9 protein-coding genes and 1 tRNA gene are annotated in these 13,051 nt (G+C 46.9%); 4 read left to right on the top strand and 6 right to left on the bottom strand.

The genetic code is table 11. The features are described 5' to 3' along the window. The 4 genes from Q338_RS09735 to rlmD form a co-directional block, all read left to right on the top strand. Positions 1-425: DUF4261 domain-containing protein (locus Q338_RS09735; protein WP_034294786.1), on the top strand; the 425-nt coding region annotated here is incomplete at its 5' end. A 71-nt stretch (positions 426-496) separates the two neighbouring features. After that, a complete protein-coding gene (locus Q338_RS09730) occupies positions 497-1,204 on the top strand; it encodes a hypothetical protein (RefSeq protein WP_034294784.1) in 708 nt (235 codons plus the stop codon). Between the two features lie 293 nt (positions 1,205-1,497). Then, positions 1,498-2,616 (top strand): glycerate kinase, encoded by a 1,119-nt coding sequence (locus Q338_RS09725; protein ID WP_034294782.1) that lies wholly within the window; start codon positions 1,498-1,500, stop codon positions 2,614-2,616. Between the two features lie 3 nt (positions 2,617-2,619). Beyond that, the gene (gene rlmD / locus Q338_RS09720; protein ID WP_034294780.1) at positions 2,620-3,927 is read left to right on the top strand and encodes a 23S rRNA (uracil(1939)-C(5))-methyltransferase RlmD; all 1,308 of its coding nucleotides are present in this window, start codon (positions 2,620-2,622) and stop codon (positions 3,925-3,927) included. Between the two features lie 159 nt (positions 3,928-4,086). Here rlmD and secA read toward each other — a convergent pair whose 3' ends face one another. From secA to Q338_RS09690, 6 genes are all read right to left on the bottom strand, one after another. Beyond that, positions 4,087-6,870 (bottom strand): preprotein translocase subunit SecA, encoded by a 2,784-nt coding sequence (secA, locus tag Q338_RS09715; protein WP_034294778.1) that lies wholly within the window; start codon positions 6,868-6,870, stop codon positions 4,087-4,089. A gap of 412 nt (positions 6,871-7,282) precedes the next feature. Beyond that, on the bottom strand, positions 7,283-8,566 hold the full coding sequence (hemL, locus tag Q338_RS09710; RefSeq protein ID WP_034294776.1) for a glutamate-1-semialdehyde 2,1-aminomutase: 1,284 nt from the start codon (positions 8,564-8,566) through the stop codon (positions 7,283-7,285). Positions 8,567-8,654: 88 nt separating this feature from the next. Beyond that, the gene (locus Q338_RS09705; protein ID WP_034294774.1) at positions 8,655-9,734 is read right to left on the bottom strand and encodes a hypothetical protein; all 1,080 of its coding nucleotides are present in this window, start codon (positions 9,732-9,734) and stop codon (positions 8,655-8,657) included. A gap of 114 nt (positions 9,735-9,848) precedes the next feature. Then, a complete protein-coding gene (gene hslO / locus Q338_RS09700; protein WP_034294771.1) occupies positions 9,849-10,733 on the bottom strand; it encodes an Hsp33 family molecular chaperone HslO in 885 nt (294 codons plus the stop codon). A gap of 139 nt (positions 10,734-10,872) precedes the next feature. Next, complete coding sequence (locus Q338_RS09695; RefSeq protein ID WP_034294769.1) at positions 10,873-12,783, bottom strand: lytic transglycosylase domain-containing protein; 1,911 nt, start codon at positions 12,781-12,783, stop codon at positions 10,873-10,875. Positions 12,784-12,902: 119 nt separating this feature from the next. Beyond that, positions 12,903-12,987 (bottom strand) — tRNA-Leu (locus tag Q338_RS09690). Positions 12,988-13,051 lie beyond the last annotated feature (64 nt).

Below are 13,051 nucleotides of genomic sequence, written 5' to 3'. Positions count from 1 at the left end.
GCTTATACAGCAAAATTGTTTCAGGCTGCCTGAAACAAGAAAATGCCACCAGCGTTTACACTTCAGGAACGGTTTATACTGCTGATTTTTATCAGAAAGTAGCGAAAGAATATCTGCCTAACAATGAAATTCCGATTATGATTTGGGTGTACATTGGTTTGGGGCAAAATGAGCAGGGCAATCAGCTTTACACATCGGGCATGGCGAAATTTGGCAAAGATGAAATGGAGATTTTGAACAGCAAAATCAATATGGGTACGCTTCACGCTTCATTAAGCAGTATGTGCAGCTACATCATCAGTTCAGGTTTGGTCTTGAAAGATGGGGAAACCATTGGATTTAGTGCAGAACAGAAATGGCAAATTAGCCACTCAAAAAGCGTGTACGCACCAAGTGAATTTTCATTAAAGATTGATATTCAATAAAATATTTTTAGGTTAAGAGGTCTATTGTTCTGTACAATAGACCGTTTAAATTTTATTTTCAGAGATACTGTATGAAAAAAGTTTGGTCAGCATCCATTGGTTTGGGGCGCATCACTGCTTATCGGATAGGGTCAAGCTATGATGGCTTATTTGATTACCGTACTTATCGGCTCAATGAAATTGCCATAAGACAAAATCCTACACATCCTGATAGTCTAATTTTAAAACAAAAAAATCAGGAAGATTGGAACAGAATTTGTGAAGCAGCAGCAGCAGCAGATTTTGAAAAATCTCTTGTTTTTCCGAATAGTTTGTGGGCAGATAAAATGGATTACCCCAAAGATGATGAATATGTATTCTTCGCCAATGGCAGGATTGTATTCAATCAACAATGCGGTGAAATTTTTAAACAATTTAATTTAGGGCAAAGCGATTTCGCTCCTATACACATCTACGACATAGAAACAGGCGAATTATGGAAAGAGGAAACCTTTTATATTTTAGATGTATCTGAACAAAGAAGATATATGCTGAACCCACAAAGTCATTCTAAATTCAAATTTATTCGTTACCCAAGTGGATTAGAAATTTATTCGCCAAGATATGGTATCAGGGACAATTATGTGGAACTTTCTGCCTCTGCCCTAGAATGCGATGTGGATTTATGGCATGACCCCTTACTTTCAAATTCTTATTTTATGTCTGAATCATTACAGGCTGCCTTATCAGAAGCGGATATGGCGAATAAATTTGGCTTTGCTTTATGTAAATTAATTTGATTTTGGAGCAAGCGTAGGGTGGGCAACTTGTTGCCCACGCAGTTCAATCAGATACACATAAAATAATGTTTTAATGTGAAATATTTGATTTCAGGCAGCCTGAAAAATAAATTCAACAAAATCATTTTGCAAATATTTTAATTTGTGATAAAACCAATTATAGATTTTTTATTGTACAAAACGACATCAAGGCAGCCTGAAACGCATAAATTAGTTTTCAGGCTGCCCTTTTTTGTTGATAATAGGGGGCTGATGTTCATCTTTTCAATTCAACATTATAGGAAACCCATACCGTGAAAATCATCATCGCCGCAGACTCATTCAAAGAAAGCCTGACCGCACCCCAAGCCTGTGCCGCCATACAACGCGGTTTCGCACACATTCTGCCCAGCGCACAATACGTCTCCATTCCGATGGCAGACGGTGGCGAAGGCACGGCGGCGGCATTGGTATCGGCATGTGGTGGCGAATGGATACACGTCCGCGTGTCCGACCCTTTGGGGCGACAAGTGGACGCGCGTTACGGCATTTTGCCCAATGGTACGGCAGTGATGGAAATGGCAGAAGCCGCAGGTTTGCATTTGCTCACCCCCGCCGAGCGCAACCCCATGAAAACCAGCACTTTTGGCGTAGGCGAAATGATTGCCCATGCCATTAATCAGGGCATACGCAAAATCATTTTGGGCATAGGCGGTTCAGCCACCAACGATGGCGGCGCAGGCATGGCGCAAGCTCTAGGCTTTCGTTTGCTGGACAAGGCTGGACGCGATTTGCCACGCGGTGGCGCAGCGTTGCGCTATTTGAGTTCGGTGCAAGCTTCAGACAGCCTGAATGTTTTGCAAGAATGCGAAATTGTCGCAGCGTGCGATGTCGTCAATCCCCTGTGCGGCGACACGGGCGCAACCGCCGTGTTTGGCAAACAAAAAGGCGCGACCATTCAAATGATTAGAGAATTAGACACCGCGCTCACCAATTTCGCCGATGTGCTTGCCAAAAACGGCACAGATTTCCGCGATGAAGCAGGTAGCGGCGCGGCAGGCGGTTTGGGTTTTGGTTTACGCGCTTTGCTGGGCGCGGAATTGCGCTCTGGCATTCAAATTGTATTAGAAGCCACTGATTTGTATAATAAAATTGCAGACGCGGATTTAGTCATCACAGGCGAAGGCTGTATGGACGGACAAACGGCATTTGGCAAAGTACCATTAGGCGTGTTAAACGTGGCGCAAAATCACGGTGTGCCTGTGGTCGGCATTGCAGGCAGCGTGATGGACGTGGACGCGCTCTACCAAATGGGTTTCGCCGCCGTGTTCCCCAGCATAGACCGCGTGGCGAGTTTGCCCGATATTTTGGAACACGCCGAGCGCAATGTAGAACGCACCGCGCGAAACATCGCCGCCATGTGGGTGCTGTAATCCATGCAAGCCACCATACATTCTTTGGATTACGAAGGGCGTGGCGTAACGCGCATTGACGGAAAAACCATATTTGTAAACAATGCCTTGCCATTGGAAACGGTGCAAATCGCCATTCACAAAGACAAAGGTTCATTCGCCGAAGCCGATGGCACACACATTATCCAAGCATCGCCCTACCGCCGTACGCCGCGTTGTGAAGTGTATGGCGAATGCGGCGGCTGTGCTTTGCAACATCTTGAATTTTCTGCACAAGTCGCCATGAAACAGCGCATTTTTGAAGAACAATTGCAGCGCATAGGCAAAGTGCAGCCTGAAACCATTTTGCCGCCCATTTACGGCGCGGCATGGCATTATCGCAGCCGCACTCGATTGTCCATTTTTGTGGATAAACAAGGACTTGTGCAATTAGGCTATCAAGCCAAACGCAGCAACAAAATTGTCCCGATTTCACAATGCCCGATTTTGCCCGAACACGTTTCAGGCAGCCTGAACGCCATACGCACAGGTTTACAAAACTTGCACCGCAGCGCACCCAAAATCCGTTTTGAACAAATAGAAATTTCGGTGGGCGAACAAATTAGCGTGTTAAATATTATTACCAATCAATATTTTAGCAAACACGCCGTGCAGGATTTTTCAGGCAGCCTGAATGCGTTGGGACAGGCAAATTGGCAAATCTGGCAACAAATTGCCAAAAAAACCCCACAAGCCGTGTTACCCAAACACGCACCCGAATTGTCCTACAGGCTGCCTGAATTTGGGCTGACCATGCCGTTTCGCGTGGGCGATTTCACGCAAATCAATTTGCCCATGAATGAAATGATGGTTTCACGCGCCATGCGTTTGCTTCAGCCGCAAGCTGATGAAACCATTGCGGATTTATTTTGTGGTTTGGGTAATTTCACACTGCCCATCGCCCGAAGCGGCGCAAACGTGGTCGGCATTGAAGGCGCAGACCATTTGACCCAACGCGCCATTACCAACGCCCGTGCCAATGGTTTAAATAATGTGCAATTTCGCACCGCCGATTTATTTGACACTACACCACAAACCATTGAAGATTTAGGTTATTTTGACAAAATGCTGCTTGACCCGCCACGAGCGGGGGCGTATGCGGTGGTGCAGGCTTTGCACGCGCCGTATTTGCCCAAGCGGATTGTGTATGTATCGTGCAATCCAGCCACTTTTGCGCGAGACTCGGCGGTTTTGGTGGCGAAAGGCTACCGTTTTTGTGCGGCTGGCGTGATGAATTTGTTTCCGCACACGGCGCATATTGAAGCGATTGCGGTATTTGATTTGGTAGCGTGATGGTTTTCAGGCTGCCATGTAGGGTACGTATTACGCACCAAAATTCCAGATTATTTAAATAATTTGGTGCGTGGTACGCACCCGACAAAATAAGGCAGCCTGAAACGGAGTTTCCCCCATTTCAGGCTGCCTTTTTATTCACAGAAAATCAAATTCAAATTAACCCAATTTTCCATGACATTGCTTATATTTCAAGCCACTACCACATGGACACGGGTCATTGCGGTGTACCACTTTGCCCATTCTGTCCATCGCCGCCACGCTGTAATCAGGCTCTTCGCCATTTTCCGCAGGCTGCATGGCTTCCCGCGCCAAACTATCACGCGATTCCCCTAAAACCGTTTGCATATCGGGCGCGTCGGCGTGGTGGGCGTACATATTTTCGGGCATGTGTTGCTCGGTTTCCGCTTCCACGTCTTCATAAGGCTGAATTTGCACCGACACCAGCAAAGCAGTCGCATTGTGGCGAATCGTGCGCCACAGGTTTTGGAACATGTCATAGGCTTCGCGTTTGTATTCCTGCTTCGGATTTTTCTGCGCGTAGCCACGCAAATGAATGCCTTGACGCAAATAATCCATCGCCGCCAAATGTTCGCGCCAATTAGAATCAATGGTTTGCAAAACAATATTGCGTTCAAATCCTGCAAATTGCTCTTGTCCGACCATATCCACTTTGCTGTTGTACTCTTGTTCCACCAATTTCAACAAACGCTCTTTCACGTCTTCATTTTCCAATGAATTATCGGCAGAGAGCCATTGATGAATGGTTGCGTGTACGCGGAATTCGCTTTCCAAACGCGCTTCCAAAGCAGGAATATCCCATTGTTCTTCCATGCTATCGGGTGGCATGTGTGCGTCCACCAAACCGCCAATCACTTCTTCGCGCATTTCGCGGACAATATCGGCAATATCTGTGCTGGTCAAAATCTCATTGCGCTGATGGTAAATCACTTTGCGCTGGTCATTCGCCACATCATCGTATTCCAAAACCTGTTTACGCATATCAAAGTTTCGACCTTCTACTTTGCGTTGCGCGTTTTCAATTTGGCGGGTGAGAATGCCCGCTTCAATCGGCACGCCGCGTTCAGGCGCAAGGCGTTCCAAAATCGCCGCCGCACGGTCCAGCGCAAACAGGCGCAATAATGGGTCTTCAAACGACAAATAGAAACGGCTAGAACCAGGGTCGCCCTGACGACCTGAACGACCGCGCAACTGATTGTCAATGCGGCGACTTTCGTGGCGTTCCGTGCCGATAATGTGCAAGCCGCCTGCTTCCATCACGCGCTTGTGGTCGGCTTCCCAACTGTCTTCCAATGTTTTGATTTGGCGTTCTTTTTCGTCTTCAGGCAGCGTTTCATCGGCACGAATCGCGTCCGCTTGATGTTTCACATTGCCACCCAAGACAATATCCGTACCGCGCCCCGCCATATTGGTCGCTACCGTAATCATGGACGGTTTACCTGCTTGCGCGACAATCAAGGCTTCGCGTTGGTGTTCTTTTGCGTTCAACACATTGTGTGGCAAACCTGCTTTATTCAATAAGTTAGACACCAATTCCGAATTTTCAATCGTGGTCGTGCCAACCAATACAGGCTGCCCACGTTTGTAGCATTCGGCAATGTCTTTTACCACCGCTTCGTATTTTTCTTCGGCGGTACGGAAAATTTGGTCATTGAAATCTTTGCGCTGAATCGGTTTATTGGTTGGAATAATCACGGTTTCCAAATTGTAAATACTTTGGAATTCGTAGGCTTCCGTGTCTGCCGTACCCGTCATACCTGATAATTTGGTGTACAAACGGAAATAGTTTTGGAATGTAATGCTCGCCAAAGTTTGATTTTCTCGTTTAATTTCAACACCTTCTTTCGCTTCCACCGCCTGATGCAAACCCTCCGACCAACGGCGACCGTCCATCAAACGCCCCGTGTGTTCGTCCACAATCACAATTTCAGGCTGCCCTTCGTCATTCGGTTTAATCACATAATGCTGGTCAAGATGGAACAAAGTATGCGCTTTTAAGGCTGCCATCAAATGGTGCATAAGCATAATATTGCCCGTTGAATACAGCGAATCGCCCTCTTGCAATAAGCCCATGCGCGTTAAAATATCTTCCGCATGTTCATGACCGCGCTCGGACAGGGTAACTTGATGATTTTTTTCATCAACCCAATAATCGCCCTCGCCATCTTCCTTGTCTTGACGGTGCAACATGGGCGGCACTTGATTCATGATTTGATAAAGCTGAACATTATCATCGGCTTGACCCGAAATAATCAAAGGCGTACGCGCTTCGTCAATCAAAATACTGTCCACTTCGTCCACCACGGCAAAATTCAATTCGCGTTGAACTTTATCGTATTGGTCGGTAACCATATTGTCGCGCAAATAGTCAAAACCAAATTCGTTATTGGTGCCGTAAGTGATGTCGGCGTTGTAGGCGGTTTGGCGATAAAACGGCTCTTGATTGCTGACAATCACGCCCACGCTCAAGCCCAAGAAATTGTAAAGCGGTGCCATAATGCTCGCATCACGTTCTGCCAAATAATCGTTCACGGTAACGACATGCACGCCTTTACCCGATAGCGCATTCAAATACACCGCCAGCGTACCCACCAACGTTTTGCCCTCGCCCGTACGCATTTCGGCGATTTTGCCGTAATGCAGCACCATGCCGCCGATTAATTGCACGTCAAAATGGCGCATGCCCAACACGCGGCGCGATGCCTCACGGCACACGGCAAAGGCTTCGGGCAACACATCATCTAAAGTCGCACCATTGGCGATTTTTTGTTTGAATTCGGCGGTTTTGGCTTGCAACTGTTCATCTGTCAGGGCTTGAATTTGCTCTTCTAGTGAGTTGATTTTGTTTACTGTTTTACGATATTGTTTCAACAATCGGTCATTGCGACTGCCGAAGATTTTTTTGGCGATATTCGCGAACATTATAGAACTATCCTTGTTTGCAGGAAAAAAAGTGGCGTAATTTTATCACAGTCATTATTGAGAATGCGAAAGCTGCACAGAGAATGGGGCTGAATTTGTCGTTTTAAAGCGGATTTAACGTGATTTTGCGTTTTCAGGCTGCCTTTTACTACCCTACAAATTTTTGCCTACCGCCCACCTCTCCCCTCTTCTGTGGGAGAGGGTAAAACTGTCAATACTCAATGATTTTTCCCTCTCCCCAGCCCTCTCTCACAGGAGAGAGGGAGCGAAAGGCTGCCTGAAATGGTGCCACAAACCGTTTCGTGCCACACACCCAAAAGCGTGGGTATGGCGGCGCAACGCCATGTCCACATCCAAATTGCCGCGAAAATGGTTCAGGCTGCCTGAAACGAAGTTCTGCGTAGCTAAAATATTATTTCATTTGGGCAAACACTTGTTTGGCAATTTCAATGGTTTCATCAATCAATTCAGGCGTGTGCGCGGCGGACACAAATCCTGCTTCGTAAGCGGAAGGTCCAAACGCCACGTTTTTGTCCAGCATGGCATGGAAAAATTGTTTGAAGCCGTCCACATTGCTCGCCATCATGTCGGCGTAGGTTTGCGGAAATTGGGGCGCGAAATACAAGCCAAACATGCCTCCCACGCTGTCGGCACAAAATTCAATGCCTGCCGATTGTGCGGCGGCGGTCAAGCCTTGCGCCAACTGTTGCGTACGCGCGGACAGGTTTTCATAAAAATTGGGACGTTGAATGATTTCCAGCGTTTTCAAACCTGCGGCAACGGCAACGGGATTGCCCGACAATGTGCCTGCCTGATACACGCCGCCCAATGGGGAAATGCAGTCCATAATCTCTTTTTTGCCGCCAAATGCCGCCAATGGCATGCCACCACCGATGACTTTGCCCATGGTGGTCAAGTCGGGCGTGATGCCGTGCAGCGATTGTGCACCGCCCAATGCGACACGGAAACCCGTCATCACTTCATCGTAAATCAAAACCGCGCCGTTTTGTTCGGTAACTTGGCGCAGGGTTTGGACGAACTCGGGCGTGGCGCGTACCAAATTCATATTGCCCGCAATCGGTTCTAAAATCACGCCTGCGATTTGCGTGCCAAATTCATCAAACGCTTGTTTTAAGGCTGCCACATCGTTATACGGTAAAACAATGGTGTGCTGGGTCAAATCGGCTGGTACGCCTGCGGAACTGGGGTTGCCAAATGTCAGCAAGCCTGAACCTGCTTTCACCAGCAAGCTGTCGGAATGCCCATGATAGCAGCCTTCAAATTTGACGATTTTGTCGCGCCCCGTGTAGCCACGCGCCAAGCGAATGGCGGTCATGGTCGCTTCCGTGCCAGACGACACCAAGCGCAAGCGTTCTACGCTGGGGACGATTTTGGCGATTTCTTCGGCGATGACGATTTCGGCTTCGGTCGGCGCGCCAAATGACAAGCCGCCAACCGCCGCTTCGCGCACGGCTTCCACAACTTCGGGGTGGGCGTGTCCGACAATACCCGTCCCCCATGAGCCAACGTAATCAATGTATTGTGTGCCGTTCGCGTCCCAAACGTGTGCGCCTTGTGCTTTGGCGATAAAGCGCGGAATGCCGCCCACGCTGCCAAAGGCGCGGACGGGCGAGTTTACGCCAGCAGGAATGATTTGTTTGGCGCGTTCAAATAAGGTTTCGTTTTGATTGGACATGGTTTTGCTTTCTCAAAAATAATGTGAAAAATGGCATTATAAAGCAGAAAGGCAGCCTGAATGGATTTCAGGCTGCCTATTGAAAATTTTAGGGTTGTTTACTTTCGGGAGAAAGAAATAATTGTTGAAGAAAATCTGTATTGATGGCTGGATAAGTTCTATTGTTGTAATACCAAACGGTTTGCCGCCAAATTTCACGTTTTTCTTTCATATTATAAATAGATAATGTTGTTTCAATGTCATTATTTTTCTGAACAATAAATTGATAGGTAGGTGGCGGAACTGGTTTGGGTGGTTTATCTGAAAAAAAATAAATAAATTGTCCTTCATACCAAAATTGTTTTGGTAACTTGACCTCTGTTCGGTTAATAAACAAATTCAAATTAATAAGCTGTGCTTTGATTTCCACTAATTCATTTTCTTTTAATACAATAATAGCAGGGGGGTTAATTTCTATCGGTTCTAATATGTAGCTGCTAGGGATTCGGGTATATAGTTTCGTATATAATTCTGCCGTAGGAATCATGGGCATGATGTAATTTGGTAGGATTTTGGCTATTTCCCCATTTAATCTTTTGATAGCTTCTTTTTCAAGTATTTTAATTTGTATTATTTGATAACTTTTTAAACCGAATAATACAAAAGCAAATCCCACTAAATAGGGTTTTAGTGATTTAATTCTGGAATGATAAACCCGTTTATCCCACGCCGCACCAGCCAATAAAATCAACGAACAAGCCCATACAAATGCACCATAGCCCCATGCAGCTACACTACCCATATGTTGTACATCTTCCAAAAAACATGTCAATGACGCCAAAACTAACATGGGAACAACGAAAATATTATAGGATTGCTGCATATTCGCGCGCGATATCCACAATAATAACCATGCAATTAAATAAAATAAATTTGCATAAACAGCCAAAAATGGCAAAATTTCAAACACAAGATGATATTTATTAGGCATTATTACGAAAATAGAGAACCAAGCCATCAGCATTTGGGACAAAATTTCCCAACCCCATATAGACCGACCACTTTGATTATAAAACCCCACCATCACCAAAGAAGCTAACCACAATATCCCTGAACAAATCAGTAAAATTTTCCGATTTGGATTCATAGAATCCTGTTTATTTGCTTCTTTCAAATCTGGATTTTCCATTGTATTTTCCTTGTTTTAAATAAATTTAACGATTCAGGCTGCCTGAAAATGACACCAGCATTATAAAATAAAAGGCAGCCTGAACACTTTTCAGGCTGCCTGATTTAACTGAATTTATTGGATTTTAACACTTTCCCGCTTCATCACCGCCACCACGTCCATGCCAAACAGGGCGTTTACATCTTGTTCATCAAAGGTGTAATGCTCATTGCAAAAATCGCAATCTATGGTAATACTGCCCTCTTCCGCCACTGCCGCGCCGACTTCTTGTCCGCCCAACAGCAGCAACATATCGCTCACTTTACCGCGTGAACAGGTGCAAGCAAATTCCAATTGTTCGGGTTCAAACACACGCGGCGGCGTTTCGTGGAACAGGCGGTACAACACGTTTTGCGCGTCCAAATTCAATAATTCGGTCGCGGTCAAAGTCTCCGCCAATGTGGTAACGTGTTGCCAAGAATCATCGTCCAATTCCTGTTCAGGCAGCCTTTGCAGCAGCAAACCGCCTACGCTGTGGTCGTCTGCCGCCAAAGCAATATGCGTTTGCAATTGCTCGGAACGCGCCATGTAATTCATCAACATGGTGGCAATGCTGCCGCCCTCTAGTGGCACCACGCCTTGCCATTGTTCGCCCTCTTTTGGCTGCAAAGTGATGACAAACACGCCATTGTCGCCCAGTAAATCCGACAAATTCGCGTCATCGGCAATATTTGCCGTTTCGTCAAAACGTGCGGTGGCGCGGACGGTGTGATGAGAAGTCGCTTCCACCACCAATAATTTCAAAATCCCCTGACCTTGCACCTGCAAAATCAAAGTGCCGTCCAATTTCAAATTGCTGGACAACAACGCCCCCGCCGCCAACAATTCGCCCAAAGCACGGCGAATGGCGGTGGGATAATGTTTACGCGCCACAATGTGCTGCCAAACTTCTTGCGCCTGAACGTGTAAACCACGTACAGGCATGGTGTCAAAAATAAATCGAGTACGTTGATTATTCATAATAACTTTCTATGATTTGAGATAATAATATTGCCCAATATGGTTTCAGGCAGCCTGAAAATCAAGAGACAGCCTGAAAACAGAAATCATCTCCCGTTTTCAGGCTGCCCCAATCATTTAAACCATTTGATTAATATGATTAATACCGCGCTGGCACCATGCCCATACGCGTTTTCAATGACGTGTGCGGCTCGTTTAACAAGCTGGCGTAATAAGTCGCGTTGGTCATCACTTTTTTCACATAATCACGCGTTTCTGTGAATGGAATCGTCTCCGCATAAATTGCGCCTTCCAATGGCACATTGGCTTGCCATTTACGCGCACGACTTGGGCCTGCGTTATAACCCGCCGTTGCCATCACTTCATTGTTTTGCAAACTGCGTCTTGCGTCTGCCATATACCATGTACCCATGCGAATATTGCCGTCCATCGTGTACAAATCAGACTGCGACATGCCAATGCGCCGCGCAATTTCCGCCGCAGTCGCAGGCATAACTTGCATTAAACCTTGCGCCCCTACACTGGATTTTGCCGACAACATAAAACGGCTTTCCTGACGAATCAAGCCATACACCCAAGCCGCATCCACATTTGCCTGCGCCGAATAATCCACCACCAAATCTTGGAATGGCGAAATATAGCGCAGATTATAATTCAATAATTTGCTGGTGCTGTCGGCAGTGGCGATTGCCATTTCATAAAACTGATTATCGTAGGCAAGCTGCGCCGCCGCCAAACGCGTGGTTTCGTTCATGCCACGAGTCGCGTAACGCCATTCTGCTTGCGCTTGTTTACGCAATTCCCAATTGCCCGCGCTGGCACGATACATTTGCAAAGCGCGTTGAATCGCACCATCTTGTTTAATCGTATTCAATTGTTGCGCGGTTGGATTAGCGACATTATTGCGCGTGTCCACACGTTTGCCCAATTCTTCCAGCGACAATACAGCGTAGAAATTGCGCCCCGTTTTAGACGCTTTATCAAACAAGGCTTGCGCTTGAGCCGTTTGACCACGCATTTGGTAAACACGCGCCAACCAATACGACCACGCCGAATCATCACGCAATTTTTGTGGCATGGCTTCAATCACGCTTGCCACCGTGTCCCATTGCCCCAAACGCAAAGCAGAACGCACATACCACTCAAACTGATTTTTGCTCAACTGGCTACGGTCGCTCGCCCGATTAAAATACGCCAAAGCAGTCGGGAAATTGCCACTTTCCGCCTGTTCCACGCCCAAAACGCCCCACGCAAAACTTGTTTGCTGATTATTCAGGCTGCCTGAAATATTCGCCAAACGCGAAGCCGCAATCGCTGGCGATTTTTTCGCAGACGGCGAAATCACATCACGCAACAAATTCTCCTGTGCGCCTTGCCCCACGCCGCCGTCCAATGGGCTGCCCAAAGCCGCCGCCAAATTACGCGCGTCCGTAATCTGATTATTGCTAATCAAACCGCGCACACGTCGCCACGCCAATTGATTGTCCACGCCCACCGCACGACTTTCCACCAAACGCGTACAGCCAGCCGAAGCCTTGCCCGTTTCTTCCAAATGCTCTTGCAACAAAGCCGCGTCATTTTCAATGCCAAACAACATCGCATAACAACGCACTTCTTTCAAACGCCCATCGGCAGGCAGCAAAGCATATTGTTGTTTAAACAACTGAATTTGTTGGCGCACACCCAAACTTTTCAGCCATTCATTGCGTACCGCTTCGCCCATTGCACTATTGCTTTGCGTGGCTAAAAATTGCTGCGGCGTGAAATCATCGCCTGCTTGCGCCGCCGCCAGCACGCTCGCCAAACGGCTGTAATCGCTCATGGTTTGCGAAAAATTCTCGGCAGATTTTGGTGTGAATGAGAAGCCTTCACCAGCCATATTGGGTGTGGCGATGGGTTCCAGTTTTTTGCCCTGTGTGTTGGGTGTAGTTGGTTTAGTGGTTTTACCTGTGTCGGGCACACGGTCGGAAGCGCACGCCGCAATCAAAGTCAAAGCCGCCGCAATCAAAGGATAAGTTAATTTTTTTGGAAATTTTTGTATAGAATTCATAAACTTTACTTCAACAATCAAAAAGGGGAGACATGAGCGAATGATTATACGCGAAAACCTGTTTTCAGGCTGCCTGAAACAAAAAAATCCGCTAAACTCGTTAGCGGATTTTAGAATCTTGGTGCCCAGGGTCGGACTCGAACCGACACACCTTGCGGCGGGGGATTTTGAGTCCCCTGCGTCTACCAATTTCGCCACCTGGGCTGGTGTTGAAGATTGGCATTATACGGCTTTTTGAAATCTTGTAAAGCGTTCAGGCTGCCTGAAA

It is taken from the genome of Alysiella crassa DSM 2578, assembly GCF_000745955.1.
Lineage (GTDB): Bacteria > Pseudomonadota > Gammaproteobacteria > Burkholderiales > Neisseriaceae > Simonsiella > Simonsiella crassa.
This window is presented reverse-complemented; position numbering and strand designations above follow the sequence as displayed.

Excerpts from the sequence above, each read along its gene's own strand:
- hslO (WP_034294771.1), bottom strand. The coding sequence starts at position 10,733 with ATGAATAATCAACGTACTCGATTTATTTTTGACACCATGCCTGTACGT.
- secA (WP_034294778.1), bottom strand. The coding sequence starts at position 6,870 with ATGTTCGCGAATATCGCCAAAAAAATCTTCGGCAGTCGCAATGACCGA.
- Q338_RS09695 (WP_034294769.1), bottom strand. The coding sequence starts at position 12,783 with ATGAATTCTATACAAAAATTTCCAAAAAAATTAACTTATCCTTTGATT.
- rlmD (WP_034294780.1), top strand. The coding sequence starts at position 2,620 with ATGCAAGCCACCATACATTCTTTGGATTACGAAGGGCGTGGCGTAACG.
- Q338_RS09705 (WP_034294774.1), bottom strand. The coding sequence starts at position 9,734 with ATGGAAAATCCAGATTTGAAAGAAGCAAATAAACAGGATTCTATGAAT.
- Q338_RS09730 (WP_034294784.1), top strand. The coding sequence starts at position 497 with ATGAAAAAAGTTTGGTCAGCATCCATTGGTTTGGGGCGCATCACTGCT.
- hemL (WP_034294776.1), bottom strand. The coding sequence starts at position 8,566 with ATGTCCAATCAAAACGAAACCTTATTTGAACGCGCCAAACAAATCATT.